A 26,764-nucleotide genomic window follows, 5' to 3' on the forward strand; every position below is an offset into this window, starting at 1 on the left:
CCCGCCATCTGGGTCTGGCGGAGCGGCGATTTGGAGCTTCCACGCTGAGCCGGTCAATCGCGCATATGCGGGAGTTGTCACACCGGTCGGGCTGCCTTCGCCGCACCGTGCTCGTACCGGACTGGCATCCGGTAACCGAAGTTGCACCGGATGCGATGTCGCGCCCCGGCGAAAACGTGAATGGCCGCGCCCGCGACAGGGATTTCCTCGCGATCCGGGTTGACCTTGACATCGTGTCAAGGTCAACACTCCATGCCTCCAAGGAGATCGACGATGAAAGATGCCTCCCATGCTGCCCATACCGCCCGACCCGCCCACGGGGGCCACGGGGGCCACGGTGCCGCCCCGCCAGGCCTGAACGCCACGGCCTTCCAGGCCACGCTCCACTGCCTGTCGGGCTGTGCCGTTGGCGAAGTCCTGGGCATGGTGATCGGCACCGCGCTGGGCCTGTCGAACGGCGCCACGATCGCGCTCGCCGTCGTGCTGGCATTCCTCTTCGGCTACGCCTTCACCATGGTGCCGCTGCTGCGCACGGGGATGGAGTGGCGCCGGGCGGCGAAGCTGGCGCTGGCCGCCGACACCGCGTCGATCGCCATCATGGAAATCGTCGACAACCTGGTGATGCTGGCCGTGCCGGGCGCGATGGACGCGCCGCTGTCGTCGCCGCTGTTCTGGGGCGCCCTCGCGTTCGCGCTGGTCGTCGCGGGCGTCGCCGCGTATCCGGTGAACCGCTGGCTGATCGGCCGCGGACTCGGCCACGCGGTGGTGCACGCCCATCACCATTGACCGGGCCGCCTGTCGTGTCGACGGAAAAACCATTTCGCACGTATGTGCTATTCTTGCACCCATGGACGCCAGGACGCAGAAAAGCGAGCTGACCCGCGCCGCCATCGTCGGCGCGGCGCTGGACATGGCGTCAGCGCAAGGGCTCGAATCGATCACGCTCCAGGCGGTGGCCGACCGGCTGGCCCTGTCGAAGAGCGGCGTCTTCTCCCGCGCAGGATCGCGCGAGGCGCTGCAGAAGGCGGTGATCGAGGAGTTCGGGCGCCGTTTCCTGGCCGACGTGTTCGTGCCCGCCATGCAGCGGGCGCGCGGGCTGCCGCGGCTGGACGACATCGTCGAGCGCTGGATCGGGCGCATCGGGCACGCGGCCGCCAACGAGGCCTGCATCTTCTCGGCCGGCGCCTTCGAACTCGACGACCGGGACGGGCCGCTGCGCGACCTGCTGCACGGCGAGGTGACGCGCTGGCGCGGCGTCCTGCGCCGCACCGTGCTGCAGTCGGTCGAAGCCGGGCACCTCAAGCCCGACACCGACGCCGACTTGCTGGTGGCCGAGATCTACGCGCTGATCCTGGGCCTCATGCACGACACCCGCTTCCTGCGCGACCCGCGCGCACCGGAGCGGGCCCGCGCCAGCTGGCGGCGGCTGCGCAGCAGTTACCTGGCGTAGACCGCCACCGAGCGACGCCGCCACGTTTGTTTCGTCATATTTCGCACAGTCGTGCGAATAACCAAGGAGGTTGCCATGTTCACGCTCTTCATTCTTGCCGCCGCCTGGGGCGCCTGGCGCGTCGCCACGGCGGCGCTTGCCTCGTTGCGCGACCTGCCGCGCAGCAACCAGGACATGATCTTCTACTGAAAGGCAAGGCCGCCATGAACGACACCATCGCGCCGGCCGCGGCGCTGTACGGATCGAGCACGGGCGTGCGCCTGTTGCGCCTGGCGATGGCCGCCACGCAGCGGTTGTGGCCGGGCCTGGCGGTACGCGCCGCCGCGCGCCTGTTCGCAACGCCGATGCCGCCGCGCTGGCTGCGCCGGCCGCCCGCCTGGGACGCCGCCTGGAAGGTCGAGCCGTGGGCCTTCGAGCAGGCCAGCCTCACGGTCTACTCGCCGGCATCCGTCGCACCGCGCTCGCGCATTGCGCTGCTGGTGCACGGCTGGGGTGGCCACGCCGGGCAGATGCTGCTGCTGGCGCAGGCGCTCTCGCAGCAGGGATTGACCCCGGTCCTGGTGGAGATGCCGGCCCATGGCCGCAGCGCCGGGTCGGTGAGCAACCTGCCGCAGTTCGTGCGGGCGCTCGAATACGTCGCCGCGCGGCTGCAGCAGCAAGGCCATCGGCTGCAGGTGGTGGTCGCGCACTCGCTGGGCGCGAACGCGGCTGCCTATGCCGCCGGCCGCGGGCTGCCGGCCGAGCGCCTGGTGCTGATCGCGCCACCGGCCTCGGCGCGCGAGTACACGCGGTTCTTCGCGCGGGTGTTCGGCCTCAGCGAAGCGACTCGCGCGGCGCTGCAGGCGCGCATCGAGGCGCGCGAGGCGATCGTGATGCCGGAACTGGAGCCGCCGGCGGTGGGGCCGCGCATCCGCGTGCCGACGCTGGTCGTGCATGACCGCGCCGACCGGGTCAACCCGTTCAAGGACGGCCAGGCCTTCGCCCACGCGATCCGTGGCGCACGGCTGCTGGCGACCGAGGGGCTCGGGCATGGCAAGGTGCTCGGCGACGCCGGCGTGGTCGGGCAGGTGACGCTGTTCGCCGCCGCGGGCTGACCCGCTCCGCTCAGCGCGCCGCCGGCGCGGAACGCTGCGCCGTGCGCCTGCGTCCGCCCTGGCGCAGCGCGGCGAGACTGTCTTCGAGCTCACCCGACAGCGTGCGGCTCAGCCGCGACTCCAGCAGCGCGAGCACGGCCGCCTCTTCGGGCTTGAGCGACGCGAGGTCTTCGCGCAGTTCGTCCTGGACCTCGCGCCGGATCTCCAGCAGCAGCGCGCCTTCGGCGTACGACTGCAGGATCTCCGGATGCACGTAGCACTTGCGGCAGATCGTCGGCGTGTTGCCCAGGCGCGCGGCCACCCGTTCGATCGCCGCCTTGACGTTCTTCTTCTGCGCCGCCTGCGTGTCGAACGCCTCGACCTCCTGCAGTGCCAGCGCCGCCATCACGGTGCCGGCCCAGGTGCGGAAGTCCTTGGCCGTGATGTCCTCGCCGGTGATCTCGCGCAGGTAGGCGTTGACGTCGGCGGAGCTCACCTGCCTGAGCTCGCCGTTCTCGTCGACGTACTGGAACAGCTCCTGGCCCGGAAGGTCCTGGCAGGCCTTGACGATCTTCGCCACCCGCCGGTCCTTCAGCTGCAGCTGCCAGGTCCTGCCGCTCTTGCCCTTGAACCGGAAGCGCAGCTGGGAGCCATCGACCTTGACGTGCGGATTGCGCAAGGTGGTCAGGCCGTAGCTGTCGTTGCGCTTCGCATAGTCGTCGTTGCCGACGCGGATCAGCGTCGTCTCCAGCAGGTGCACCACGGTGGCCAGCACCTTCTCGCGCGGCAGGCCGCGCAGCGCCATGTGCTCCGCCACCCTGGCGCGGATGTTGGGCAGGGCGCGCGCGAACTCCATCATGTGCTCGTACTTGGTGGCTTCGCTGAACTCGCGGAACTGCGGGTGGTAGCGGTATTGCTTGCGGCCGCGCGCGTCGCGGCCGGTCGCCTGCAGGTGGCCGTTGGGCTTGGGGCAGATCCACACGTCGCTCCAGGCGGGCGGGATCGCGAGCTTGCGAATGCGCTCCAGTGCACCCTCATCCTCCAGCGCCTTGCCGTTGGGCCTGAGATAGCGAAAGGTATCTCCCGCACGCTCGCGCCGGATGCCGGGGTCTTCGTCGGAGACGTAGACCAGGCCGGCGGACTCGGCGACTTCGCTGGGATCGGTCATGCGGTGTCGGATGGGCGCGCCTCGACAGTGAAGCGCCCAGCCATTGTGGAAGCGCCGCCACGACGGGCGTGTAGGACCGCAGGCGCGCGCGCTGTCCGACCCGGACCGCGATGGTTCCTATCGCCGCCGCGCCACCAACCCGATCAGGGCCGACATGCCTTTGTGGCCCGTGCCTTCGGCGACTTCGGCCTCGTACTCGCGCAATTCGAGGATGTCCCAGTCCGCGAAGGCCTGGCGCAGCATGGCCTCCGTGTACAGATGGGCCAGGTACGGCGGCCCCCCGGTCTTGTACTCGAGCTGCCTGGGCGTATAGCCCTGCAGCAGCAGCAGCCCGCCGGGCCTGAGCGTGCGGCGGCACTGCGCGAAGAGCCGCTCGCGCAACGCTGGATCGGCGAACTGCACGAAGATCGCGACCACCGCGTCGTAAGTCGCTTCCGGCCACGCGAAGCCGTCGACGTCGCTGACCGCGAAATCCACCTTCACGCCGCGCTCCGCCGCGAGCGCGCGCGCCTTGGCCACGCCCACCGGCGAGATGTCGAAGGCGTCGACGGCCAGCCCCTGCTGCGCCAGCCAGACGCTGTTGCGGCCCTCGCCATCGGCCACGGAGAGCACGCGCTGGCCCGCCTGCAGCAGCCCGCGGTGTTCGCGCAGCCAGGCGTTCGGCGCCGTGCCGAACAGGTATTCGTCAGTCTGGAAGCGCCGGTTCCAGGTCTCGGCGGCGTCGGTGAAGGCGGTGGGCGGGGTGGACATGATGGCGATTGTGCATGCCGGTGCCGTCCACCTGGCGGTCGGCTGTTGGGCCCGCGTTCAGTTCCGGAAATTCTGCGTCACCATCAACCCATGCACCCCGCCGTCCAGCACGCCGATCCCCACCCGGCCGAACTGCGGCCGCAGGATGTTCGCGCGGTGCCCGGCCGATTCCATCAGCCCACGGTGCGCCGCCGGCAGCGTGCGCGCCAGTGCCAGGTTTTCGCCGGCGACCAGATAGCGCACCTTCGCTTCGCGCATGCGGTCGAACGGATCGTCGCGATCCGGGCTGACGTGCGAGAAATAGCTGCGCGCGAACATGTCCCGGCTGTGCGCGCGCGCCAGCGGCGTCAGTTCGGGGTCGGCCTGCAATGGCTTGAGGCCGCGCTGCACCCGTTCGGCGTTCACCATCGCCAGCATCCGCGCCTCGAGGTCGGGCCGCTCCCGCCCCTGCGTCACGCGAAACGGCAGCGGCACCGACGTCTTCGATTCGACCGGCACGATCAGCGCGTGAAGCGTGCGCCGGATCGGCCGCTCGAAGATCGGCTCCAGCCTGGCCTGCAGCCACTCGGCCGGCGCCGACAGGCGGCTCGCGATCGCGCTGTCGCGCGCCACGCGCGTGAGCTGGTCGAACGCGGGCACGGCGAGCAGCAGCAGCGCGACCACCGTGGCGTTGATCAGGCCGTTCAACACGCCGGGGGCGAGCCCCAGCAAACGGTTGCCGACATGGGCGTGGGCGGTGCGCGGCAACGCGGCGATGGCACGCCCGGCCAGGATTGCCAGCGCCGCATACAGGACGGCGAAGATCGACAGGAAGGCCAGCGGCGGCGCCCAGTCGCCCAGCACCGGGAACCGCCCTTGCAGCCAGGCCGCCGGCTGTGCGTAGCCCGCCAGCGCCACCGCCAGGCTGATCGCCAGCGTCAACAGCTGCAGCGCCGTGGCGACGAAGCCGCGGCGCCAGCCGCCGAGCGCGCCCAGCAGCACGACGGCGACCAGCAGCCAGTCCACGGCATTGGTGGCGGAGAGCGGAGGCAGCCAGGTGGAAAGTTGGTCCATGGAGGGCGGGGCGCAGCCACGACAGTATCCCCCGCAGCCTGCCGCCGCCCGGTAGGACGCCATTGACGGTGGCGCCCTCGCGCCGTTGCGTCGATGCGTGGCCGATCAGGCCTTCGCGCGCGGCGCCCGCGCGGTGCTGCGTGCCGGCGCTGCGGGGGCTTGCGGCGGCGGCGCCGTGCTGCCGCGGAACACGAGGTCGAACGGGAGCGTCTGGTTGGCGACGTATTCGCGCCCGTCCAGGCGGGCGACCAACTGCTCCGCGGCCGCCCGCCCGATCTCGACGATCGGCGTGCGCACGCTGGTCAGGCCCGGCGTCTGCGTGGCGCCGAGGTCGGTGTTGTCGACGCCGGTGATCGACACGTCCTGCGGAATGCGCACGCCGGCGGCGCGGCACGCCATCATGGCGCCCACGGCCAGCACGTCGTTGGTCGCGAGCACCGCCGTCGGCCGCTGCGGCAGCGCGAGCAGCCGCTCCATGGCCTCCTGCGCCGAGGCGAGCGCGATCGGCGCGTATTGGACGTGCGACTCGTGCAGGGCGAGCCCCGCCTCGGCCAGCGCCGCCCGGATGCCCGCGCCGCGCTCTCGGCCGCGGTCGTTGCCGTCCAGCGGCGCGCTGATCATGCCGAAGCGGCGGTGCCCCAGCGCGATCAGGTGGCGCGCCATCTGGTGGCCGGCGGCGCGGTTGTCGAATCCGATGCAGGGGCGGCGGCGCTCGGGGTCGACGCCCCAGGTGAGCACGAACGGGCGGCCGTAGTCCTCCAGCAGCGCGAAGAGCCGCGGGTCGTGCTCCACGCCGACGAAGACGAAAGCGTCGACGCCGTGCTCGATCAGGTGCCGCGCGACCTGCAGTTCCTGCGCCAGGTCGTAATGGTGTTCGGCCAGCACCACGGCATAGCCGTGCTGGCTCAGCGTCTGCTGCAGCGCGCTGGTGGTGCGTGCGTACAGCGCGTAATCGAACGACGGGACGATGGCGCCGACCATGCGGCTGCGCTGGCTGCGCAGCGACCGCGCCACGCCGTGCGGCACGTAGCGCAGCTTGGCCATGGCGTCGCGCACGCGCTCCAGGGTGGCGGGGTCGACGTGCTCCGGATTGTTCAGCGCGCGCGACACGGTCGCGGTCGACACCCCGGCCAGCAGGGCGACATCCCTGGCAGCGGTGCGGGTGCGGGTGCGGGTGGCGGGCGGTGGCGCATCCATCACCGGTGAGCTTATCCGCTTTGCAATCGATTGCATATTCGGTCGACCCGGCGAGGGAAATCCCTGACGCCAGGGGGCTGGAGCCGCTGGGCATCGACCGGCAGAATGCATGTAATCGAATACACGGGCAGGGCGGTCCCGCCGGCCTGACGCTGCGGCTTTCCCCGCGCCGGGTGATGCACGAGCCCGGCCGGTTTTCGCCAGTGCACAAGAACCAGGAGACAAGCCCATGAGAGACCGCATTCCGCAGATCCCGCACCAGCCGGGGCGCCGGCGCGCGCTGAAGCAGGCCGCTTCGGTGGGCATGTTGGCCGCCGCCGCGCCGCACCTGCTGACCAGCGCCCACGCGCAGGCCGACGACCTGGGGCCGTACCGCAGCGCGAAGATCAACTGGAAGCAGGTCGAGGGCGAATCGATCTCGGTGGCCGTCATTCCGGCCAGCTATTTCGACAACCTGGGCACGCTGCTGCCGCAGTTCGAGGCGCTCACCGGCGTCAAGGTGCGCATCGAGAAGGTGCCGCCGGGGCAGATCCGGCAGAAGGCGATGCTGGACCTGTCGTCGAAGACGACCACCTATGCGACGCATGCGGCCGACCCGATGTACTACCCGCTGTACGTCGCCAACAAGTGGGTCGATCCGCTGGACAAGTACCTGAACGACAAGACGCTGACGGACCCGGCGTGGTACCAGTACGAGGACATCATCAAGGCCTGGCGCGAGGCCGACTCGGTCGACGGCAAGCCGTACGGCATCCCGTACGACGGCGAAGTCACGGTTCAGGTCTACCGCAAGGACCTGTACGACGCCAAGGGCCTCAAGCCGGCCGACACCTACGACCAGCTGCTGGCCAACGCGAAGGCGGTGCACGACCCCGCCAACCGCATCTATGGCCTCGCGCTGCGCGGCTTCTCCGGCGCCGGGCAGAACATGTACATCTACCCGTCGCTGTTCCGCGGCTTCGGCGGCGAGTGGTTCAAGGGCAAGGACATCGTCGTCAACTCGCCCGAGGCCGTGAAGGCGCTGGAGTGGTACGTGAACGCGCTGACCCAGTACGCGCCGCCCGCGGTGCGCAACTGGAACTGGCCCGACATCGCCGACGCCTTCTCGCAAGGCACGGTGGCGACGTACATCGATGCGCATTCGTCGGCCGCGGTGTTGAACAACCCGGAGAAGTCGAAGGTGATCGGCAAGATCGGCTTCGCCCGCTGGCCCAAGGGGCCGAACGGCAAGCGCGTGACCTCGATCTGGAACTGGGGCTTCCCGATCAACTCGGCCCTCACCGAGAAGCAGAAGAAGGCCACCTGGCTGTTCATCACCTGGGCGACGTCGGCCGAGACCCAGGCCCGCACCTCGTGGAAGTTCGCCGGCCCGGCCAAGCGATCCGGCCTGAACCGGCTGTCGTCGTGGAAGTCGCCCGACTTCGCCAAGGCGATGGGCAGCGCCGGCGTCAACTTCATCCCGGCCGCGCTCGAATCGCTGGAGCAGGACACCGACGTCGAATGGCGCCCGCGCGTGCCGCAATGGCCGGCCGTCGGCGAGACCATGGCGACCGCGATCCAGTCGGCACTGGTGGGCCAGAAGAAGCCCAAGGAAGCGCTCGACGAGGCCCAGGCGCGCATCCAGCAGATCCTCAAGGGCTGATCCCGGTGTCGGTTCCGGCAGCCTCGATCCCTGCGGCGGGCGGCAGCGCCGCGCCGCCGCTCGACACGCTGGCTCGGCAGGAGCGGCGCTTCGCGCTGGCCCTGCTGGCGCCGGCGCTGCTGGTGCTGCTGGTCACGACGACGGCCCCGTTGTTCTACCTGGCGTGGAACAGTCTCAACCGTATCGACCTCGGCATGCCCTGGCTGTCGGGGTTCGCCGGGCTCGAGAACTACGCCAAGATGGGCAGCGACCCCCGCTTCTGGAACTCGCTGTGGCTGACGTTCGTCTACACCGCGTCCACCGTCGTGCTGCAGGTGGTGCTGGGGCTGTCGCTGGCGCTGCTGGTGCTGCAGATTCCCAAGGGCCAGGGCGTCCTGCGCGTGGCCGCCATCCTGCCGATCGTGCTGGCGCCGGTGGTGGTGGGCCTGTTCTGGCGCACGCTGGTGCTGTCGCCGGAGTTCGGCCTGGTCGACCTGGTCACGCGCGCGCTCGGCCTGGGGTCGCACAACTGGCTGGGCGACCCGCAGCTGGCGCTGATCTCGGTGATTGCGATCCACACCTGGCAGTGGACGCCGTTCGCCTTCCTGGTGCTGCTCGCGACCCTGGCGACGCTGCCGCCCGACGTCTACGAAGCGGCGCGGCTGGACCGCGCCACGGCCTGGCAGCGCTTCCGCTACATCACGCTGCCCTTGATCCGGCCGGCCATCATGATGGTGGTGATCATGCGGATGATGACGGCGCTGTCGGCCTTCGCCGCCATCTTCGCGGCCACCGGCGGCGGGCCCGGTTCGGCGACCGAAATCCTCAACCTGTACGCGTACCGGACCTCGTTCACCGAGTTGAACCTGGGCTACGGCGCGTCGCTCGCGATGGTGCTGCTGGGGATCACGATGGCGATTTCCTATTTCATGTTCCGGCTGCGGAGGGCGCGATGAAGCGTTCCGCGATGCGACGCGTGGTCCTCGCCGTGGCGGCCGGCCTGATGCTGGCGGTGTGGGCGTTCCCGGTGGTGTGGGGCCTGCTCACCTCGTTCAAGACCGAGCGCGACGTGCTGGCCTATCCGCCGGTGTGGCTGTTCAAGCCGACGCTGGACAACTACCGCGAGGTGCTGTTCGGCACCTCGTCGATCCTGCCCAATCTCTGGTCCAGCCTGATCGTGTCCACGGCGTCCACGCTGCTGACGATGCTGATCGCCGTCCCCGCCGCCTACGCGCTGGCCCGCCTGCGCTATCCGGGCAAGAAGGCGTCCGGCTTCTACGTGCTGGCCACGCAGATGCTGCCGCCGGTGGGGTTGATCATTCCCTATTACCTCGTGCTGCAGAAGATCGGGATGCTCGATACGTATTCCGGCTTGACGGCGATCTACCTCACCTTCGCGCTGCCGTTCGCGATCTGGCTGATGGTGTCGTACTTCGAGGACGTGCCGTTCGAGATGGAGGAGGCCGCGCTGCTCGATCGCGCCGGCCGGCTGCGCACGCTCTGGTACGTGATCCTGCCGCAGGTGGGAGGCGGCATTGCCGTCACGACGGTGTTCGTGTTCCTCAACGCGTGGAACGAATTCCTGTTCGCCGTCGTGCTGGGCGGCAACAACGTGCGCCCGGTCACCGTGGCGATGTTCAATTTCATATCCGTGGAGCAGACCCAGTGGGCGCGCCTGGCGGCCGGGGCCATGCTGGCCATGGCCCCGGTGATCCTGATCGGCCTGTTCGCGCAGCGCCACATCGTGAAGGGACTGACGATTGGCGCCGTGAAGGGAGGAGGCCGCCGATGAACCAGTCCGCCAACGTCAGGCTCGAGGGCGTCGTCAAGCGTCACGGGACCTTTACCGCGCTGCATGGCGTCGACCTGGAGATCCGCCCCGGCGAGTTCTTCGCGCTGCTGGGACCGTCGGGTTCGGGCAAGACGACCACGCTGCGCATCCTGGCCGGGCTGGAGCCGGTCAACGCCGGCCGGGTGCTGATGGACGGCGCCGACGTCACCAACACCCAGCCGGGCGAACGCGACGTGGCCATGGTGTTCCAGAGCTACGCCTTGTATCCGCACATGACGGTGGCCGGCAACATCGGCTTTCCGCTGCGCATGGTCGGCCGGCCCCAGGCCGAGATCGACGGCGCGGTGCGCGAGGCAGCGGACAAGGTCGACATCGGACACCTGCTCGACCGGCGGCCCGGCCAGCTGTCCGGCGGCCAGCAGCAAAGGTGCGCGCTGGCGCGCGCCATCGTGCGCCATCCGCGCCTGTTCCTGCTGGACGAGCCGCTGTCCAACCTCGACGCCAAGCTGCGCCTGGAGACGCGGGCCGAGCTGCGCAAGCTGCAGCGCTCGCTGGGCGTCACGGCGGTCTACGTCACGCACGACCAGGAAGAGGCGATGACCGTGGCCGACCGGATGGCGATCTTCATGGAAGGCCGCATCGTGCAGACCGGCACGCCCAAGGAGGTATTCATGAAGCCGGCGACCGTGACCGTGGCCGGCTTCATCGGCACGCCGCCGATGAACCTGCTGCCCGGATCGCTCGCGGGCGGCGAGGTGCTGGTGGCCGGCGCGCGCCTGCCCGTGCAGGGCGCCGCGGGCGGCGCGGCGCGCGACGTGACGCTGGGCGTGCGGCCGGGCGACATCCGCATCGCCGCGCAGGGCATTCCCGCGCAGGTGGAGCTGATCGAGGACTACGGCGACAGCACGGTCGTCGACCTCGACGTGCAAGGCCAGCGCGTGAAGATGCGTTCCGGCGCGCGTCCCGGCGTCACCGAGGGCGAAGCCGTGTTCCTCTCGTTCGAGCCCGAGGCCGCGCACCTGTTCGATCGTGCGTCCGGGCTGCGGATTCAATAGCCATCAAGGAAGGTGACCACGCCATGACCGGCAAGCCGAACATCCTGCTCATTCTCAACGACGACATGGGCTACTCCGACATCGGCTGCTACGGCGGCGAAGTCGAGACGCCCAATCTCGATCGCCTCGCCGCCAACGGCATCCGCTTCTCTCAGTTCTACAACACGGCGCGCTGCAGCCCGTCGCGCGCGTCGCTGCTCACGGGCCTGCATCCGCATCAGACCGGCATCGGGGTGCTCACCTACAACATGGGGCCGGAAGGCTATGCCGGCAACCTGAACCGGCGCTGCGTCACCATCGCCGAGGCGCTGAAGGCGAGCGGCTACCGCAGCTACCTCAGCGGCAAGTGGCACGTGGCGGGCAACCTGACGCAGCCCACCGACAGCTGGCCGCTGCAGCGCGGCTTCGACGAGTTCTACGGCACCATCATCGGCGCGGGCAGCTTCTACGATCCCAACACGCTCACCCGCGGCAACGCCAACATTGAGCACGAGGCGAAGGAGCCCGGCTTCTTCTACACCGACGCCATCAGCGACAACGCCGTGGAGTTCATCCGCCGCCACCAGCGCGAGCACGCCGGCAAGCCGTTCTTCCAGTACGTGGCCTACACGGCGCCGCACTGGCCGCTGCACGCCCACGATGAGGACATCGCGAAGTACAAGGGCCGGTTCGATGCGGGCTGGGACAAGCTGCGCGAGGACCGTCTCGAGCGGCTGGTGAAGTCCGGCATCCTGGACCAGGCGTGGCCGCTCACGGACCGCGATCCGACCCAGCCGGCGTGGACACAGGCGCAGCACAAGGAATGGCTGTTGCGCTGCATGGAGGTGTACGCCGCGCAGATCGACCGCATGGACCAGGGCATAGGCCGCATCCTGCGCTCGCTGGAAGAGACCGGCCAGCTGGAAAACACCTTGGTGATCTTCCTGTCCGACAACGGCGCCTGCGCCGAGGACATTCCGGACAACCTCACCGTCGACGAACTGGTCGACAAGCTGATGATCGCCAAGGAGCGCACGCGGGCCGGCGAGCCGGTGCACTTCGGCAACGATCCGTCGCTGATGCCCGGTCCCGAGAACACCTACCAGAGCTACGGCCGGGCCTGGGCCAACCTCTCGAACTCCCCGTTCCGCCTGTACAAGCACTGGATCCACGAAGGCGGCATCTCGACGCCGCTGATCATGCACTGGCCGGCGGCGATGGGGCAGCGCAACGCGATCCGCCACACGCCCGGCTACCTGCCGGACATCATGGCGACGGTGCTCGACGTCACCGGCACGCCGTATCCGCAGGAGTGGCAGGGGCACAAGATCGAGCCGCTGGAAGGGCACAGCCTGCTGCCAGCCTTCAATCGCGAGCTGACCACCCGCCCGCCCATGTTCTGGGAGCACGAAGGCAATGCCGCGGTGCGCATCGGCAAGTGGAAGCTGGTGCGCAAGTTTCCCGATCCCTGGGAGCTGTACGACATGGAGCTCGATCGCACCGAGCTGAACGACGTGGCGGCGCAGCACCCGGACCGGGTCAAGGACATGTTGGCGCAGTACGAAGCCTGGGCGAGGCGCTGCGGCGTGATCCCCAAGGAGCGGATCGACCAGTTGCTGCGCGACCAGAAAGTACCTACCGCGTTCTGGGAACGCGACGACTTCAGGGCGCCTTACCTGCCGTGAGGCTGTCGTGAACGGCAAGGCCTGCTGCGTGCCGGCACGCGCCGGCGGGGCGACGACGACGCCGGCCGAGCACCGGAGCGCCGTCGCGACGCAGTCCGCCCCGCACGGCCTGCTGGCGCTGCCGGGGGGCCAGTTCGTCATGGGCAGCGACGACCGTGAAGGCTTTCCGGCCGATGGCGAAGGGCCGGCCCGCCGCGTGATGCTCAGCCCGTTCCGGATCGCTGCCGCGGCGGTGACCAATGCGCAGTTCGGCGACTTCGTGCGCACGACCGGCTACATCACGCAGGCCGAGCAGGCCGGCTCATCGTTCGTTTTCTACCTGCAGGTGCCGCAGGCGCTGCGCACCGCCATCCGGAAAGTGCCTTCCGGCCTGCCCTGGTGGCTTGACGTGCCCGACGCCTGCTGGCAGCGTCCCGAAGGTCCGGGGTCGCACATCCGCGACCGCATGGACCACCCGGTGGTGCATGTGTCGTGGCACGACGCGCGGGCCTACTGCGCCTGGGCCGGCGGCCGGCTGCCCACCGAAGCGCAGTGGGAGTTCGCGGCGCGGGGCGGCCTGGCGGGGCGTCGCTTCCCGTGGGGCGACGAACTGCCGGCCGATCCGCCTTGCAACATCTGGCGCGGCGCGTTTCCCAACCAGCCGGCCAGTGGCTGGCAGCCGGGCACCGTGCCGGTCCGCTCGTTCGCGCCGAACGGATTGGGCCTGTACAACGCCGCCGGCAACGTGTGGGAATGGTGCGAGGACTGGTTCAGCCCCGATTACCATCGCGGCACCGCCGCAGCCGATCCGCTGCAGTCGCAGGAGACGGGTCGGCGGTCCAGCCGCGGCGGCTCCTTCCTGTGCCACGAGTCCTACTGCAACCGCTACCGCGTAGCCGCGCGCGGCTCCAACACGCCGGACAGCTCCGCGAGCAACCAGGGCTTCCGGATGGCCGGCCATGGTGAGCCGCTCGCCTGAGCCCGGCGCGCCCGCCGGCCCGCATCCCTTCCACGTGATGGCGAAGCCGGCGGGGCCGGCCTGCAACCTGCGCTGCGACTACTGCTTCTATCTGGCGAAGGACAAGCTGTTTCCGCCGCGCCAGCCGCGCCGCATGAACGACGCCACGCTGGAAGCGTTCGTGCGCCAGTACATCGAGGCGCAGCCCGGCGACCGGGTCGTCTTTTCGTGGCAAGGCGGCGAGCCGACGCTGCTGGGCGTCGAGTACTACCGGCGCGCGCTGGCGCTGCAGCGGCGCCATGGGCGCGGGCGCCGCATCGAGAACACCTTGCAGACCAACGGCACGCTGCTCGACGACGAATGGGGCCGGTTCCTGCAGGGCAACGGCTTCCTGGTCGGCATCAGCATCGACGGCCCGCCGGCGCTGCACGACCGCTCGCGCCTGGACGCGAAGCAGCGGCCTTCGTCGGCACGGGTGCTGCGCGGGCTTCAGGTGCTGCAGCGCCACGGCGTGCCCTTCAACACGCTGACCTGCGTGAGCGCCGCCAACGCCGGCTCGCCGCTGGAGGTGTACCGGTACCTCAAGGAGATCGGCTCGCGCCACCTGCAGTTCATTCCGGTGGTGGAGCAGGCGCCGGGACGGCCCGGCGCCGTCACGCCGCAGTCGGTGACCGGCGAGCAGTGGGGCCGCTTTCTCACGGCGATCTTCGACGAGTGGGTGCGCAGCGACGTCGGCGAGGTGTACGTCGACATGTTCGAGCTGAGCCTGGCGAAATGGGTCGGCGTGCCGGGCGGCGTGTGCGTGCATGCCGAGAACTGCGGCGACGCGCTCGCGATCGAGCACGATGGGTCGGTCTATTCATGCGACCACTACGTGGATCCGGAGCATCGGGTCGGCTCGATCCATGAACGTTCCCTGGCGCAACTGGCCGTCGGCGCGCAGCAGACGAAGTTCGGACAGGACAAGTCGCACCGCCTGCCGGACGCCTGCTATGCGTGTCCCGTGCTGTTCGCGTGCAACGGCGGCTGCCCGAAGCACCGCTTCGCCGGCCCGGACGGCGCACACAACCATCTGTGCGAGGGATACCGGGCGTACTTCACGCACGTCGACGCGTCGATGCAGCAAATGGCGGACCTGTACCGGCGCGGGCAGAGCCCGGCGCAGGTCATGAGCATGCTGTAAGGAATTCGCATTTCCCTGCACACGATCGCCTTACCGGCGGGCCGCCGCGGCACGGGGAATCCCGGGGGCCGAACGCGGCCGTACCATGCCAAGATGCTCTTCTTTCGATAGCAACCGGAGACCCGAAGAAGATGGATCGCAATCGCCGACTCACGACCCTCGCCTGCCTCGCCGCCCTCGGCAGCGCCGCCTTCCCGGTGCGCGCGCAGGGCAAGTGGCCGTCCAAGCCGATCACCTACGTCGTGCCGTTCGCGGCCGGCGGGACGACCGACGTGCTGGCCCGCACCTTCGGCCAGCGGTTGTCGGTGCTCCTGGGCCAGCCGGTCGTCGTCGACAACAAGCCGGGCGCCGGCGGCAACGTCGGTTCCGCGTTCGTCGCCAAGGCGCCGGCGGACGGCTACACGATCCTGGGCGGCACGATCAGCTCGCACTCGATCAACGTGAGCCTGTATCCGAACATGCCGTACGACCCGGTGAAGGACTTCGTCCCGGTCGCCCTGTACGGCACGCTGCCCAACGTGCTCGTCGTCAAGGCCGACTCGCCGTTCAAGAGCGTCGCCGACGTGGTCGCGGCGGCCAAGGCGAAGCAGAACCTGTCGTACAGCTCGTCCGGCGCCGGCACCTCGCAGCACCTGTCGGGCGAGCTGTTCAAGAACATGGCGGGCGTCGACATCCTGCACGTGCCGTACAAGGGCAGCAGCCCGTCGATGCAGGCCCTGCTGGGCGATCAGGTCACGATGTGCTTCGAGAACATCCTCTCGTGCATCCCGCTGATCCAGTCCGGCAAGCTGCGCGCGCTGGGCGTGACTTCGACCACGCGCGCCAGCGGCCTGCCCGACGTGCCGACGATGGCGGAGGCCGGGCTGAAGGGCTTCGAAATCGTGTCGTGGCAAGGCGTGTTCGCGCCGGCCGGCACGCCGGCGCCGGTGGTGGAGCAGTTGTCGACGACGATCCTGAAGATCATCCAGGAGCCGGAGATCAAGGCCAAGCTGCTGGGCCTGGGGCTGGAGCCTTCGACGATGACGCAGGCTCAGTTCGCGGCGTTCCAGAAGGCCGAAGTGGCGAAGTGGGCGAAGCTGATCAAGGCGGCGAACATCAAGCTGGATTGAAGGCGGAAGGCAGGAGCGGACTTCCGGACGCGGAAGCCGCAGAGGTCCCGCTGAAGCCGCAGAAAAGTCAGAAAGAAAAGGGAGGGGCTCCCCTCCTTTTTTGCATTGGATTTCCTTTGCGGCTTCTGCGTTCGGATGTCCTGTGCGCGTCCGGGCGACCTCAGCTCATGATCCCCACCTGCCACGGCACGAACTCGTGGTCGCCCAGGCCCAGCAGTTCGCTCTTGCTGCGCTCCCCCGACGCCGTGCGCAGGAACAGCTCGAAGATCCGCTGACCCATTTCCTGCACCGACGCCGTGCCGTCCAGGATCTCGCCGCAGTTGATGTCCATGTCCTCTTCCAGCTTGCGGTACATGGGCGTGTTGGTCGCCAGCTTCAGGCACGGCGCCGGCTTGGAGCCGAACATCGAGCCGCGCCCGGTCGTGAACGCGATCAGGTTCGCGCCGCCCGCGATCTGGCCCGTTGCCGACACGGGGTCGAAGCCGGGCGTGTCCATGAACACGAAGCCCCTGGCCGTCACCGGCTCGGCGTAGCGGTACACCGCCATCAGCGGCCCGGTGCCGCCCTTCATGGACGAACCCAACGACTTCTCGAAGATGTTCGCCAGTCCGCCGACCTGGTTGCCGGGGCTTACCTGGCCGTTGATCTGCACGTCGCGGCCCGGCGAATAGACGTCCTTCCACCAGCGCACGCGCTCGATCAGCTTCTCGCCGATGGCACGGCTCGCGGCGCGCCGCGTGAGCGTGTGCTCCACGCCGTAGATCTCAGGCGTCTCCGACAGGATGCCGGTGCCGCCGTGGCGGGCCAGGATGTCGATGGCGGCGCCCAGCGCCGGATTGGCGGTGATCGAGGAGAAGCCGTCGGAGCCGCCGCACTGCAGGCCCACGCACAGGTGGCTCGCCGAGACCGTCTGGCGCTTCGCCGCGTTCGCCTCGGGCAACAGCGCCTTCACCGCCGCTATGCCGGCCTCGATGGTCTTCCGGGTGCCGCCGCTCTCCTGCATGATGAAGGTGTGCAGCTTCGGGCCCGGTGCCAGGCCTTCCTGCTCCAGCAGGCCGGCCAGCTGGTTGCGCTCGCAGCCCAGGCCGATGATCATCGCGGCCGCCAGGTTGGGATGGCGCGCGTAGCCCGCCATGGTTCGCCGCAGCAGCTGCATCGGCTCGCCCGACATCTCCATGCCGCAACCGATGCCGTGCGCGAAGGCGACGACCCCGTCGACGTTCGGGTAGTCCGCCAGCCGCTCCGGCGTGAACCACTCCGCGATCTTCTTGACCACCGTGGCCGAGCAGTTCACCGTCGACAGGATGCCGATGAAGTTGCGCGTGCCCACCTGGCCGTTCGCCCGCACGTACCCCTGGAACGTCGCGCGCTGCGCTTCGGGCAGCAGTTGCACCGGCTGGTATTGCGTCGCATGGGCGTAGTCGCGGTCGAACTCGCGGAACTCCGTGTTGTGGCTGTGCACCATCGTGCCGGGTTCGATGTCGGCGTTGGCGAAGCCCACGGTGGTGTTGTACTTGAGGATCGCCTCGCCCTTCGCGATGCGGCGCGCCGCGATCTTGTAGCCCGCCGGCGTCTGGCTGCGGCTCGTGAAGTTCTCGGCGGGCACCTCAGTGCCGATCGCCACGTCCATCCGCGCGACGACGACGTTGTCCTCGGGATGCAGGCGGATCACGGGACCGATGATGCGTTTGGCGGCGGTGGCTGTCATGGTGTGCTGTGGAAGTGGGGTACTGCAGGGGGGCAAGCGATTCTAGGCGGCGTGCCGCGCCGCCGGCAGCGATATCCGCACGGCCAGTCCGCCCAGTGCCGCCGACTGCCGCACCGCCACCTGGGCGCGGTGCAGGTCCGCGATGCGCCGCACGATCGACCAGCCGAGCCCGCTGCCGCTGGCTTCGTTGCCGGCGACGCGGAAGAACCGCTGTCCCAGGCGCGCGAGGTCGGCGTCGGGCAGGCCGGGGCCGCTGTCTTCCACCGTCAGCACGACCTGGCCGGCTTCGGCCGCGAGGCGCACGGCGATGCGGGCCCGCGGCGGGCTGTAGCGGGCGGCGTTGTCGACCAGGTTGCGCACCAGCACGTACAGCAGAACCTCGTCGCCCACCACCACGCTGGCCGCGCCGGCGTCGACGTCGAGCATCTGGCCACGGGCGAGCGCCGCCGGCGCGACCTCGGCGACCGCGCCGCGCACCACGGCGGCGAGGTCGACGCGTTCGCCCGCCGCAGCCGCGTCCGCTTCCAGCCGCGACAGCGTCAGCAGTTGCTCGACCAGGCGCGCGGCGCGGTCGCAGCCGGCCAGCGTGTTGCGCAGCGCGTGGCGGCGGCGCTCGTCGTCGGCTTCGGCCAGCGCCACCTGTGCCTGCGCCCGGATCGCGGCGATCGGCGTGCGCAGTTCGTGCGCCGCGTCGGCCGTGAAGCGGCGCTCCGAATCCAGCAGGGCCGCGATGCGCGCGAACAGTCCGTTGAGCGCGCCGACCATCGGTGCCATCTCGGAGGGCGCGCCGCCGAGCGCGACCGGTTGCAGGTCGTCGGCCGCGCGGCCGGCCAGCGTGCGGCCCAGCCGCCGCAGCGGCGCCACGCCGCGCGCTACGGCCCACCACACCGCCAGCCCCAGGACCGGGAGCGCCAGCAGCATCGGCCAGGCGGCGCTGCGCAGCACGGCGCGCAGGATGGAACTGCGCGAATCCATCCGCTCACCGACATAGACCTGCACGTCGCGCTCCGCACCCTGCGCCGCGAACACGCGCCAGTCCGCGCCGGCCACCGACACCGTGCGAAAGCCGCGCTCGAAGCCCGTGCCGGCACCGACCGCCGGCCAGGCCGGGGCATTGGCCGAGCGCAGCACCAGTTCTCCTTCATGGAACACCAGGAATGCCACCTTCGGCGCGTAGCGGTGCAGCGTCGGCGCGTCCAGCAGGCCGTCGTCGTCCAGGTCGGCCTGTTGCACCACCAGCAGTGCCGCCGCCTGCGCCAGATGGCTGTCCAGGAGCTCGTCGAGTTCGTGGCGGGCATCGACCCAGGTCAGCGCCGCGACGGCGGCCCAGACCAGCAGCACCATGCCCAGCACCAGTGACACCAGCCGGCCCTGCAGCGATGCCGGCTTCGTCATGGCGCCGCCGCTTCCCGCGCGATCATGTAGCCGACGCCGCGCACGGTCTGGATCAGCCCGGCGCCGAGCTTGCGCCGCAGGTGGTGCACGTGGACCTCGATCGCATTGCTTTCCACCTCGCGGCCCCAGCTGTAGAGCTGCTGCTCGAGCTGCTCGCGCGAGAGCACGCGGCCGGCGTGCAGCATCAGGACGTGCAGCAGATCGAACTCGCGCGCCGGCAGCAGCAGCGCCTCGCCGCCCCGGCGGACCGTGCGCGACGCCGGATCCAGCTCGACGCCTTGCGCGCAGAGGCGCTCACGAGGCTGGCCATGGGCACGCCGCACCAGTGCCCGCAGGCGTGCGGCGAGTTCGTCCAGGTCCACGGGCTTGACCACATAGTCGTCGGCACCGACGTCGAGGCCGCGGATGCGGTCGGCCACCGCGTCGCGCGCGGTGAGCACGAGCACCGGCAGCGTGACGCCGGCGCGGCGCACGGCCGCCAGCACGTCCATCCCGTCCTTCATCGGCAGGCCCAGGTCCAGCACCGCCGCGGCGTACGGCTCCGCGCGCAGCTCGCGCTCGGCGGCGTCGCCGGTGCGGACCCAGTCGACGTGGAACCCCGACTGCCGCAGCCCGGCCCGCAGGCCGTCGCCCAGCAGGGGATCGTCTTCGACCAGCAGGATGCGCATGGACCGGGACGGCAGGCGCCGCCTTCCTCAATCGTCGTCGTCGTGTTCGATTGTGCTCCACGCTCGCTGACCGCCGGCCAGCAGGCCCTCGCCCGGCGCCGCCTGCCACTGCAGCCACCAGAAGCCCAGCACCGCCACCAGCATCAGCGCGGCCACACTGCGCCAGGCGCCGTGGATCGCTTCCTCGCGTGGTGCGCTCTTGCGTCCGGTGACCATGGAGGCGACCAGGTTCTCGCGATGCAGCCAGCTGCTGATCGCCACCGCGGCGACGTGCACGGCCACCAGCGCCAGCATGGCGTTGGCGACGCCTTCGTGCACGTCCTCCAGCCACTCGCCGCCCATGTCGTTGAACAGCGCCCAGCCGGTGGCCGGCACCGCGACGGCCAGCAACAGGAGCGCCACGATGGCGAGCGCGCCGGCGGGGTTGTGGCCGACGTGGTGCTCCGGGCGGCCGCGCAGCAGCGACTTCAGGTAGCCCGCGACGGCGGCCGGGCCGCGCACGAAATCGGTGAACCGGGCGTGGCGCGTGCCGAACAGGCCCCACAACACGCGGAAGGCGACGAGCCCAGCCATCGTGTAGCCCAGGGTCACGTGCGCCAGGCGCCAGCGCTCGCTTTCGGCGGTGAGCCAGGCGCCGGCGAAGGTCAGCACCAGCAGCCAGTGGAACACCCGCACCGGGGCGTCCCAGACGAGGACGCGGGTGGGGGCGGCGGACCGCGCGTCAGCGCGGGATGCGGACTCGGTGTTCATCGAAATCTCCCTGGTTGGCTTGGGAATGGCAGGCGCCGCAGTTGGCGGGGCTCTTGACGGCGGCCGAGCGCCATGTCGCGGCCGGCACTTCGTCGTGCTCGCGGACGAACCACGCCGAGCGGGTGATGCGGTCCTGCGGCGGCGCCTCGCGCGCGTGCCGCGAGCTGCCGGCGTTGGCGGCGAGCCAGGACGACAGTTGCTGCGCGGTGGCCGCGTCCAGCGACGCGTCCGTGGCGTAGTGGCGCGACAAAGTGCCCATGACGCGCTGCCACGACGACGCGGGCAACAGGCCGGGCGGGTACGGTGCATGGCAGGTTCCGCATTCCTCTTGGTAGGCGGGCAGCAATCCCACGCCGCGCGATCCGTGGTCGCCCGCGTGCAGCGCGCCGGCGAAGAGGGCGAGGGCCGCCGCCGCGAAGGCGGGCCATGGTCTGGACTGGTTCATCGGTCCGCCTTGCGTCAGGGCTTGAGCGTCAGCAGCCAGGCGAGCACGTCGGCTTTCTCGGCCGGCGTGCATTCGCGTCCGGCCACGTCATTGCAGTTGCGGCGGAACCATTTCTCCACCTTGGCGGGATCGGTGAAGCGTGCGGCCCTCGCGGCCGGGGCCAGGGCCGCGATCGGCTTGCCGGTGCCCGCGTGCCGGCCGGGTTTGGTCGGCAGCTGGCCGTGACAGGACGCACAGCTCCATTCCCGCCCGTGGGTGGTGGTGAAGAACTGCTGGCCGCGCGCGGGCGACGCCGCGGCGCCCGCCTGCGCCGTGTAGCCGGACAGCAGTTGCGCCGGTGTCGCCGCCTGCGCGGTGGCCGCGGTGAGGCCCGAGAAGATGATGGCCGCCAGCCGGCGGCCTGGTCGTGGATGCGTCATGGCAACTCCCTGGCTGCCATGGTCGCGGGGCGGGCTTATCGGTTTCTTAAGCCTCCCCCCGGAGGCGGCGCTACTTCGCCGTGCAGGGCTTTTCGAGGTGGACGCCCGACGCCATCTGCGAATTGGCCTTCTGGCAGGCGGCGAGGTCCTGGTAATGCGCCAGCACCTGCAGGTCCGGCGGGTTGTACCAGAGCGTCGCCTGGGCCCGCAGCACGCCGGCTGTCGAGGCCGGTTCGCATTTCGCGTTGGCGGCGGCGACCGACTCGACCCGCCGGCAGAAGTCCTCCGACGGGTAGTCGATCTGCATCACCGGCGCGCCGCCAGCATCGCGGTACACGAGGTGCTTGCCCCAGGAGATCTTGCCCTGGCTGGCGCAGCCGGCCAGCAGGACGGAAAGAAGGAAGAAGCTCGTCAGCGTCCGCATGGATTCTCCGCGGGCCGGCACGGATGGCCCGGTGTGCGGACGTTTGTACGACATCGCGCCCGGCCGCGGGGCGCGTCGTAACCAGGCGTCAGCCCTTCGCGAGCGCGATCCGGATCACAGGACGCGGCCCGGCGTCGGCGGCCGCGCCTTGCGGTGCCACCGGATCGAGCCCCCAGGTGTCCCAGCCCTCGCCGAAGATCTCCACCGGGTGCTGGGTGCGGTCCGAGCCGTTGCCGCACTGCATGTCGTCGGCGGGGCAGTACTTGTCGCAGCCCCAGCAGTTGCGCTCGGGGTGGGCGGGGTTGACGGGAAACTTCTTGGCCATGTGGGCGGGTGATGCCTCATCCGCGCCGGCGGCGCGGCAGACTTTGAAAGTACCTATTCTGCGCACCTTGGGCGGGGAAAACTTGCGTTTGCGCAACTGGCGGGCCTCGTGGCCGCAGCCGGCGCGCCACGCCCGAGCCGACCCAAAAGAGCAGCCGCAGCGGCTATAGTGCCTCTCCGTTTCCGGCACGAGAAAGGCCCTGGCTGTGAAAAAGAGTGCGACGGATCCCGTCTGCGGCATGACGGTGCTGCCCGACAGCCAGCTGTCGGCGCATCACAAGCGAAGGACCGTGTACTTCTGTTCGGAGTACTGCCGCGACAAGTTCGTCGAACAACCGGAGCGCTACCTGCCGGCGCTGGTCGCTTCCGGCGGCGACGGCGACAAGGCCCGCCGCCGCATCGCGTACTTCTCGATGGAAGTGGCCGTGCAGTCCGACATGCCGATCTATTCCGGCGGGCTGGGCGTGCTGGCCGGCGACATGCTCAAGTCCTGCGCCGACCTGCGGCTGCCACTGGTCGCCGTCTCGCTGCTCTACCGCAAGGGGTATTTCGACCAGTCGCTGGACGCCAGCGGCGGCCAGAAAGAAGCGCCCGTCCAATGGGATGTGGAGAAATTCGTCAAGCCGCTGTCGCCCGTGATCGAACTCGAGATCGAGCGCCGCACGGTCAAGGTGCGGGCCTGGCAGTACGACGTGGCCGGACAGGCGGGGCACAGCGTGCCGCTGATCCTGCTGGACACCGACATGGAAGGCAACGCGCCGGCCGACCGCGCGCTGGTGCACCACCTGTACGGCGGCGACCAGAAGTACCGGCTCGCGCAGGAGGTGCTGCTGGGCATAGGCGGCGTCAAGATGCTGCGCGCCCTGGGCTACGCGGGGCTGCAGAAGTACCACATGAACGAGGGCCACGCGAGCCTGCTCGTGCTGGAACTGCTGGGCGAAGGCAACTGGGCCGTCGAGTCGCCGGATTTCGCCAGCGTGCGCAACCGCTGCGTGTTCACGACGCACACGCCGGTGCCGGCCGGACACGACCATTTCGGCTACGACCTGCTGCAGAAGGTGCTGCCCGCACGCATGCCCAAGTCATTGCTGCAAATGCTGGGCGGACGCGAGGAACTGAACATGACGCGGCTGGGATTCAACCTCAGCCGCTACGTCAACGGCGTGGCCAAACGCCATGGCGAGGTCTCGCGGGAGATGTTCCCCGGCTACGCGATCCACCACATCACCAACGGCGTGCACTCCGCCACCTGGACCTGCGACAGCTTCAGGCGCCTGTTCGACAGGTTCCTGCCCGGCTGGTCCAACGACCCGTCCATGCTGCGCCATGCAGTGGGCATTCCGCGCGAGGCCGTCTGGGCGGCGCATGTGGAGGCCAAGGCCAGGTTGCTGGCCCTGGTGCGCGAACGCAGCGGCGTGGCGCTCGACCCGCAGGCCCTCACCATCGTCTTCGCGCGCCGCGCCACCGCGTACAAGCGCGCGGACCTGGTGTTCAGCGACGTCGCGCGGCTGCGCCAGATCGCGAAGCAGCACGGGCGGCTGCAGTTCGTCTTCGCCGGCAAGGCGCACCCGAAGGACCTGGACGGCAAGAAGCTGATCAAGCGGGTGGTCGGCGTCGGCAAGCAGATGGCCGGGGATGTCTCGGTCGTGTACCTGCAGAACTACGACATGGACCTCGCGAAGGTGCTGGTTTCCGGCGCCGACGTCTGGCTCAACACGCCGCAGCGCCCGCTGGAAGCATCCGGGACCTCTGGCATGAAGGCGGCGCACAACGGCGTGCCCAGCTTCAGCACGCTGGACGGCTGGTGGCTCGAAGGCTATCTCGAGGGGCTGACCGGCTGGGCCATCGGCTCGAGCGAGGCGGGGCAGGGCGACGCGGCCAAGGTCGACAGGCAGGATGCCGAAGACCTCTACCGCAAGCTGGAAACGGCGCTGGTGCCCACCTTCTACGAGCGCCGCGAGCACTGGATCGACGTGATGCGCCACGCCATCGCCCTGAATGCCTCGTACTTCAACACCCACCGCATGGTGCAGGAGTACGCGACCAACGCGTATCTCGGCTGACGCGGGCTCTCGGTACCTACAGCCCGCCCTTGGGGTGGGTGGGGTCCACCCACAGCACCTGTTCCGGTTTCTCCACGGGCTCGATGTCGAGGTTGACGGCGACGGCCTCCCCGTCGCTGCGGCACAGCACGCATTCCAGCGCTTCGGTCGGGCTGGCGTTGATCTCCTGGTGCGGCACGTAGGGCGGCACGTAGATGAAGTCGCCGGGGCCGGCCTCGGCCGTGAACTCGAGCTGCTCACCCCACCTCATCCGTGCGCGACCCTTGACGATGTAGATCACGCTCTCCAGGTGCCCGTGGTGATGCGCGCCGGTCTTCGCGTTCGCATGGATGGTCACCGTGCCGGCCCACAGTTTCTGCGCCCCGACGCGGGCGAAGTTGATCGCCGCCTTGCGGTCCATGCCCGGCGTCTGCGCCGTGTTCGGATCGAGCTGGTGGCCCGGGATCACGCGGACGCCGTCGTGCTTCCAGGGCGCGGCGTGCCCGTGATCGTCATGGCCGTGGGGGTGGTGGTCGTGATTGCTCATTGCCGGCAGCGTACACGGGCGGCTGCCGCTTGACGCGGGTCATGGAAATTGACCGCGCCCGCATTAGCGTTGCGGCAGTGATCACCCTGCCGAGGAGGGGGCCGTGAAAACCTTGCCTGCCCTGCTGTTGAGCGCGCTCTGTGCGATGCCGGCGTCCGCCTGCGACCGGGTCGACGCCGCACGGATCCAGCTGGCTTTTACCGAGATGGGCGCATGGTGGTCGGAGCAGGGCGGCCGCGTCGTGGTGGAGTGGGGCCGCGCCTGGGACGGTGCCGGGCCGCAGCGGCGGGCCCAGCTCCTGCGGACCTTCGCGCAGGCGGACGCGTGCCTGGCCGGCGCCGTGCGCACGATCGATTTCCAGCGCCATGCGCGGCTGGTCGGCACCGCCTCGGCGGCCGGCGTCGAACTGGCGCCGGCCGTCAGCCGGGTGGGCGCCGCGGCGCCCGCTCCCGCCTGCCAGTGAAGCGCCTCAGGCGGACTGCTTCGCGCGCGTGAGGACGCGCCCCGGGTGCGCCCCCGTCGAGCGGCCGTCCTTCCACACCACGACGCCGTTGACGATCACGGTCTCGATCCCGCGCGACGGCGCGATCGGATGGTCGTAGCTGGCGGCCTCGTCGACCTGGTCGGCATCGAACAGGGTGAGGTCCGCGTACGCGCCTTCGCGGATCACGCCGCGGTCCTTCAGCCCGAAGTTCTTCGCCGTCAGGCCCGTCATCTTGTAGACGGCGGTCTCCAGCGGGAACAGCCCGAGCAGCCGGCCGTAGTGACCGAGCACCCGGGGGAAGGTGCCCCACAGGCGGGGATGCGGCGACGCGTCGTGCGGCAGGCCGTCCGAGCCGATCATGGTCTCGTCGAACTTGAGGATGCGCTGCACGTCCTTTTCGTCCATCCGGAAGTAGATGGCGCCGGCGGGCAGCAGGCGGCCGATCGCCTCTTCCTCGCTCACGCCCATCTGCCTGGCGATGTCCGCCAGGTCCTGGCCCGAGTACTGGGGCAGCGCCTTGGACCAGGTGACGATGGTGCGGGCCGAACCCTGCGCGCGGTCGACGGAGAGCACGGTGGAGCCGGCCGTGTAGGGATAGCAGTCCAGGCACACCGCCTGCTCGCCCATGGTCTTCCTGATGAACGCCAGCGTCTCCTCAGAGCGCCCGTGGTTGTTCGCGCCCACCACCTTGTGGTGCGAGATCACCACCGGCACGCCCACTTCGCGGCCGATGCGGAAGGTCTCTTCCAGCGACTCCATCACCTGGTCGCCTTCGTTGCGCATGTGCGTGCAGTAAACGCCGCCATGCTCCTTGAGCGGCTGGCAGGCCTCGATCACTTCCTCCGTCGGCGCCGCGATGGCCGGCTCGTAGAACAGGCCGGTCGACACGCCGATCGCGCCGGCTTCCAGCGCTTCGTCGACCAGATCGCGCATCTGCGCGATCTGCGCCGGTGTCGCCGGCTTGCCCAGGTCGTCCATGGTCGCCACCCGCAGCGTGGTATGGCCGACCAGCATCGCGGCATTGGTGGCAGCCGGCCTGGCGCGCAGGGCCTCCAGGTACGACTTGAAGGTCTTGAATCGGAACCACTCGCCGTTGCCGTCGAGCAGGTTCAGCGGCGGCGTCACCGGATCGGGAATCGCCCGCGGCATGGGCGCCAGCGAGATCCCGCAGTTGCCGCCGACCACCGTGGTCACGCCCTGGCTGACCTTGGGCGCCATGTCGGGGTCGGACAGCATCGCCCGGTCGTCGTGGGTGTGGGCGTCGATGAAGCCGGGCGCGGCGATGCGCCCGGCGAGGTCGATCTCGACGTCGCCGCGGGCGCCGGCCAGGTCGCCGATTCGGGCGATGCGGTCGCCGCGGATGCCGATGTCGCCGGCGAAGCGCGGCGCGTTGCTGCCGTCCACGATGGTGGCGTGGCGGATCAGGAGGTCGTAGTGCTCTTGTTGCATGGCTGCTGCGGGAGAGAAGAAAAAAGGAAGCCGCGACCGGTGGCCGCCGCAGCGGCC

General features: G+C 69.9%; 27 protein-coding genes. 13 read left to right on the forward strand and 14 right to left on the reverse strand.

All coding sequences use genetic code 11. From position 1 onward, the window contains the following. Positions 1-273: 273 nt before the first annotated feature. The 3 genes from RAMLITH_RS19680 (at position 274) to RAMLITH_RS19690 (ending at position 2,544) form a co-directional block, all read left to right on the forward strand. Positions 274-786 carry a DUF4396 domain-containing protein gene (locus tag RAMLITH_RS19680; protein WP_168109151.1) on the forward strand — a complete coding sequence of 171 codons (513 nt, stop codon included), beginning with the start codon at positions 274-276 and terminating at the stop codon, positions 784-786. Positions 787-847: 61 nt separating this feature from the next. Beyond that, positions 848-1,450, forward strand: coding sequence for a TetR/AcrR family transcriptional regulator (locus tag RAMLITH_RS19685; RefSeq protein ID WP_168109152.1), 603 nt, complete (start codon positions 848-850; stop codon positions 1,448-1,450). A gap of 203 nt (positions 1,451-1,653) precedes the next feature. Further along, positions 1,654-2,544 carry an alpha/beta hydrolase gene (locus RAMLITH_RS19690; RefSeq protein ID WP_168109153.1) on the forward strand — a complete coding sequence of 297 codons (891 nt, stop codon included), beginning with the start codon at positions 1,654-1,656 and terminating at the stop codon, positions 2,542-2,544. 10 nt (positions 2,545-2,554) lie between these two features. Here the strand turns inward: RAMLITH_RS19690 and RAMLITH_RS19695 are convergent, their stop codons facing one another. The 4 genes from RAMLITH_RS19695 to RAMLITH_RS19710 all read right to left on the reverse strand — a co-directional run bounded on the left by RAMLITH_RS19695 (position 2,555) and on the right by RAMLITH_RS19710 (position 6,691). Further along, the gene (locus tag RAMLITH_RS19695) at positions 2,555-3,691 is read right to left on the reverse strand and encodes a DNA topoisomerase IB (RefSeq protein WP_168109154.1); all 1,137 of its coding nucleotides are present in this window, start codon (positions 3,689-3,691) and stop codon (positions 2,555-2,557) included. A 117-nt stretch (positions 3,692-3,808) separates the two neighbouring features. Beyond that, a complete protein-coding gene (locus RAMLITH_RS19700) occupies positions 3,809-4,441 on the reverse strand; it encodes a class I SAM-dependent methyltransferase (RefSeq protein ID WP_168109155.1) in 633 nt (210 codons plus the stop codon). 57 nt (positions 4,442-4,498) lie between these two features. After that, positions 4,499-5,494: a CvpA family protein gene (locus RAMLITH_RS19705; protein ID WP_168109156.1), complete on the reverse strand. Its 996-nt coding sequence runs from the start codon at positions 5,492-5,494 to the stop codon at positions 4,499-4,501. A gap of 105 nt (positions 5,495-5,599) precedes the next feature. Further along, positions 5,600-6,691, reverse strand: a complete 1,092-nt coding sequence (locus tag RAMLITH_RS19710; protein ID WP_168109157.1) for a LacI family DNA-binding transcriptional regulator — start codon at positions 6,689-6,691, stop codon at positions 5,600-5,602. Between the two features lie 229 nt (positions 6,692-6,920). Between RAMLITH_RS19710 and RAMLITH_RS19715 the strand changes: the two genes are divergently transcribed. The 8 genes from RAMLITH_RS19715 (at position 6,921) to RAMLITH_RS19750 (ending at position 16,052) form a co-directional block, all read left to right on the forward strand. After that, complete coding sequence (locus RAMLITH_RS19715) at positions 6,921-8,333, forward strand: ABC transporter substrate-binding protein (protein WP_168109158.1); 1,413 nt, start codon at positions 6,921-6,923, stop codon at positions 8,331-8,333. A gap of 5 nt (positions 8,334-8,338) precedes the next feature. Further along, on the forward strand, positions 8,339-9,268 hold the full coding sequence (locus tag RAMLITH_RS19720) for an ABC transporter permease subunit (RefSeq protein ID WP_168109159.1): 930 nt from the start codon (positions 8,339-8,341) through the stop codon (positions 9,266-9,268). Beyond that, positions 9,265-10,104, forward strand: coding sequence for a carbohydrate ABC transporter permease (locus tag RAMLITH_RS19725; RefSeq protein ID WP_168109160.1), 840 nt, complete (start codon positions 9,265-9,267; stop codon positions 10,102-10,104). The genes RAMLITH_RS19720 and RAMLITH_RS19725 overlap by 4 nt, the downstream gene beginning before the upstream one ends. Then, positions 10,101-11,159 carry an ABC transporter ATP-binding protein gene (locus RAMLITH_RS19730; protein WP_168109161.1) on the forward strand — a complete coding sequence of 353 codons (1,059 nt, stop codon included), beginning with the start codon at positions 10,101-10,103 and terminating at the stop codon, positions 11,157-11,159. The genes RAMLITH_RS19725 and RAMLITH_RS19730 overlap by 4 nt, the downstream gene beginning before the upstream one ends. A 23-nt stretch (positions 11,160-11,182) precedes the next feature. Next, positions 11,183-12,823: an arylsulfatase gene (locus RAMLITH_RS19735; RefSeq protein WP_168109162.1), complete on the forward strand. Its 1,641-nt coding sequence runs from the start codon at positions 11,183-11,185 to the stop codon at positions 12,821-12,823. Positions 12,824-12,830: 7 nt separating this feature from the next. Next, positions 12,831-13,781 (forward strand): SUMF1/EgtB/PvdO family nonheme iron enzyme, encoded by a 951-nt coding sequence (locus tag RAMLITH_RS19740; protein ID WP_168109163.1) that lies wholly within the window; start codon positions 12,831-12,833, stop codon positions 13,779-13,781. Beyond that, positions 13,762-14,943 (forward strand): anaerobic sulfatase maturase, encoded by a 1,182-nt coding sequence (locus tag RAMLITH_RS19745; RefSeq protein WP_168109164.1) that lies wholly within the window; start codon positions 13,762-13,764, stop codon positions 14,941-14,943. The genes RAMLITH_RS19740 and RAMLITH_RS19745 overlap by 20 nt, the downstream gene beginning before the upstream one ends. Positions 14,944-15,074: 131 nt before the next feature. After that, a complete protein-coding gene (locus RAMLITH_RS19750; protein ID WP_168109165.1) occupies positions 15,075-16,052 on the forward strand; it encodes a Bug family tripartite tricarboxylate transporter substrate binding protein in 978 nt (325 codons plus the stop codon). A gap of 160 nt (positions 16,053-16,212) precedes the next feature. Here RAMLITH_RS19750 and RAMLITH_RS19755 read toward each other — a convergent pair whose 3' ends face one another. From RAMLITH_RS19755 to RAMLITH_RS19790, 8 genes are all read right to left on the reverse strand, one after another. After that, the gene (locus RAMLITH_RS19755; protein ID WP_168109166.1) at positions 16,213-17,760 is read right to left on the reverse strand and encodes a UxaA family hydrolase; all 1,548 of its coding nucleotides are present in this window, start codon (positions 17,758-17,760) and stop codon (positions 16,213-16,215) included. Between the two features lie 42 nt (positions 17,761-17,802). Next, on the reverse strand, positions 17,803-19,155 hold the full coding sequence (locus tag RAMLITH_RS19760; RefSeq protein ID WP_168109167.1) for an ATP-binding protein: 1,353 nt from the start codon (positions 19,153-19,155) through the stop codon (positions 17,803-17,805). Further along, positions 19,152-19,823 (reverse strand): response regulator, encoded by a 672-nt coding sequence (locus RAMLITH_RS19765; RefSeq protein ID WP_168109168.1) that lies wholly within the window; start codon positions 19,821-19,823, stop codon positions 19,152-19,154. Before RAMLITH_RS19765 ends, RAMLITH_RS19760 begins: the two co-directional genes overlap by 4 nt. Positions 19,824-19,850: 27 nt before the next feature. Beyond that, positions 19,851-20,573 carry a cytochrome b/b6 domain-containing protein gene (locus RAMLITH_RS19770; RefSeq protein WP_168109169.1) on the reverse strand — a complete coding sequence of 241 codons (723 nt, stop codon included), beginning with the start codon at positions 20,571-20,573 and terminating at the stop codon, positions 19,851-19,853. Next, on the reverse strand, positions 20,545-21,018 hold the full coding sequence (locus RAMLITH_RS19775; RefSeq protein WP_168109170.1) for a diheme cytochrome c: 474 nt from the start codon (positions 21,016-21,018) through the stop codon (positions 20,545-20,547). The genes RAMLITH_RS19770 and RAMLITH_RS19775 overlap by 29 nt, the downstream gene beginning before the upstream one ends. A gap of 14 nt (positions 21,019-21,032) precedes the next feature. Beyond that, the gene (locus tag RAMLITH_RS19780) at positions 21,033-21,437 is read right to left on the reverse strand and encodes a DUF1924 domain-containing protein (protein ID WP_168109171.1); all 405 of its coding nucleotides are present in this window, start codon (positions 21,435-21,437) and stop codon (positions 21,033-21,035) included. A gap of 70 nt (positions 21,438-21,507) precedes the next feature. Beyond that, complete coding sequence (locus RAMLITH_RS19785; protein WP_168109172.1) at positions 21,508-21,861, reverse strand: hypothetical protein; 354 nt, start codon at positions 21,859-21,861, stop codon at positions 21,508-21,510. 88 nt (positions 21,862-21,949) lie between these two features. Next, positions 21,950-22,186 (reverse strand): DUF3079 domain-containing protein, encoded by a 237-nt coding sequence (locus RAMLITH_RS19790; protein ID WP_168109173.1) that lies wholly within the window; start codon positions 22,184-22,186, stop codon positions 21,950-21,952. 205 nt (positions 22,187-22,391) lie between these two features. On the opposite strand from RAMLITH_RS19790, the gene glgP reads away from it, so the two are divergent. Further along, positions 22,392-24,248 carry an alpha-glucan family phosphorylase gene (gene glgP, locus RAMLITH_RS19795; RefSeq protein ID WP_168109174.1) on the forward strand — a complete coding sequence of 619 codons (1,857 nt, stop codon included), beginning with the start codon at positions 22,392-22,394 and terminating at the stop codon, positions 24,246-24,248. Positions 24,249-24,264: 16 nt separating this feature from the next. Here glgP and RAMLITH_RS19800 read toward each other — a convergent pair whose 3' ends face one another. Beyond that, on the reverse strand, positions 24,265-24,774 hold the full coding sequence (locus RAMLITH_RS19800) for a cupin domain-containing protein (protein ID WP_168109175.1): 510 nt from the start codon (positions 24,772-24,774) through the stop codon (positions 24,265-24,267). Positions 24,775-24,877: 103 nt separating this feature from the next. Here RAMLITH_RS19800 and RAMLITH_RS19805 point away from each other — a divergent pair, with 103 nt between their 5' ends. Then, complete coding sequence (locus RAMLITH_RS19805; protein ID WP_168109176.1) at positions 24,878-25,237, forward strand: hypothetical protein; 360 nt, start codon at positions 24,878-24,880, stop codon at positions 25,235-25,237. A gap of 6 nt (positions 25,238-25,243) precedes the next feature. Here RAMLITH_RS19805 and RAMLITH_RS19810 read toward each other — a convergent pair whose 3' ends face one another. After that, the gene (locus RAMLITH_RS19810; RefSeq protein ID WP_168109177.1) at positions 25,244-26,707 is read right to left on the reverse strand and encodes an N-acyl-D-amino-acid deacylase family protein; all 1,464 of its coding nucleotides are present in this window, start codon (positions 26,705-26,707) and stop codon (positions 25,244-25,246) included. Between the last annotated feature and the right edge of the window lie 57 nt (positions 26,708-26,764).

This window comes from Ramlibacter lithotrophicus, assembly GCF_012184415.1.
In the GTDB taxonomy this organism is placed as follows: domain Bacteria; phylum Pseudomonadota; class Gammaproteobacteria; order Burkholderiales; family Burkholderiaceae_C; genus Ramlibacter; species Ramlibacter lithotrophicus.

Coding starts and splice junctions, on each gene's coding strand:
- RAMLITH_RS19705 (WP_168109156.1), bottom strand. CDS start 5,494: ATGGACCAACTTTCCACCTGGCTGCCTCCGCTCTCCGCCACCAATGCC.
- RAMLITH_RS19785 (WP_168109172.1), bottom strand. CDS start 21,861: ATGCGGACGCTGACGAGCTTCTTCCTTCTTTCCGTCCTGCTGGCCGGC.
- RAMLITH_RS19690 (WP_168109153.1), top strand. CDS start 1,654: ATGAACGACACCATCGCGCCGGCCGCGGCGCTGTACGGATCGAGCACG.
- RAMLITH_RS19700 (WP_168109155.1), bottom strand. CDS start 4,441: ATGTCCACCCCGCCCACCGCCTTCACCGACGCCGCCGAGACCTGGAAC.
- RAMLITH_RS19680 (WP_168109151.1), top strand. CDS start 274: ATGAAAGATGCCTCCCATGCTGCCCATACCGCCCGACCCGCCCACGGG.
- RAMLITH_RS19765 (WP_168109168.1), bottom strand. CDS start 19,823: ATGCGCATCCTGCTGGTCGAAGACGATCCCCTGCTGGGCGACGGCCTG.
- RAMLITH_RS19770 (WP_168109169.1), bottom strand. CDS start 20,573: ATGAACACCGAGTCCGCATCCCGCGCTGACGCGCGGTCCGCCGCCCCC.
- RAMLITH_RS19715 (WP_168109158.1), top strand. CDS start 6,921: ATGAGAGACCGCATTCCGCAGATCCCGCACCAGCCGGGGCGCCGGCGC.
- RAMLITH_RS19810 (WP_168109177.1), bottom strand. CDS start 26,707: ATGCAACAAGAGCACTACGACCTCCTGATCCGCCACGCCACCATCGTG.
- RAMLITH_RS19730 (WP_168109161.1), top strand. CDS start 10,101: ATGAACCAGTCCGCCAACGTCAGGCTCGAGGGCGTCGTCAAGCGTCAC.
- RAMLITH_RS19775 (WP_168109170.1), bottom strand. CDS start 21,018: ATGAACCAGTCCAGACCATGGCCCGCCTTCGCGGCGGCGGCCCTCGCC.
- RAMLITH_RS19725 (WP_168109160.1), top strand. CDS start 9,265: ATGAAGCGTTCCGCGATGCGACGCGTGGTCCTCGCCGTGGCGGCCGGC.
- RAMLITH_RS19790 (WP_168109173.1), bottom strand. CDS start 22,186: ATGGCCAAGAAGTTTCCCGTCAACCCCGCCCACCCCGAGCGCAACTGC.
- RAMLITH_RS19685 (WP_168109152.1), top strand. CDS start 848: ATGGACGCCAGGACGCAGAAAAGCGAGCTGACCCGCGCCGCCATCGTC.
- RAMLITH_RS19735 (WP_168109162.1), top strand. CDS start 11,183: ATGACCGGCAAGCCGAACATCCTGCTCATTCTCAACGACGACATGGGC.
- RAMLITH_RS19745 (WP_168109164.1), top strand. CDS start 13,762: ATGGTGAGCCGCTCGCCTGAGCCCGGCGCGCCCGCCGGCCCGCATCCC.
- RAMLITH_RS19800 (WP_168109175.1), bottom strand. CDS start 24,774: ATGAGCAATCACGACCACCACCCCCACGGCCATGACGATCACGGGCAC.
- RAMLITH_RS19695 (WP_168109154.1), bottom strand. CDS start 3,691: ATGACCGATCCCAGCGAAGTCGCCGAGTCCGCCGGCCTGGTCTACGTC.
- RAMLITH_RS19710 (WP_168109157.1), bottom strand. CDS start 6,691: ATGGATGCGCCACCGCCCGCCACCCGCACCCGCACCCGCACCGCTGCC.
- RAMLITH_RS19760 (WP_168109167.1), bottom strand. CDS start 19,155: ATGACGAAGCCGGCATCGCTGCAGGGCCGGCTGGTGTCACTGGTGCTG.
- RAMLITH_RS19780 (WP_168109171.1), bottom strand. CDS start 21,437: ATGACGCATCCACGACCAGGCCGCCGGCTGGCGGCCATCATCTTCTCG.
- RAMLITH_RS19755 (WP_168109166.1), bottom strand. CDS start 17,760: ATGACAGCCACCGCCGCCAAACGCATCATCGGTCCCGTGATCCGCCTG.
- RAMLITH_RS19750 (WP_168109165.1), top strand. CDS start 15,075: ATGGATCGCAATCGCCGACTCACGACCCTCGCCTGCCTCGCCGCCCTC.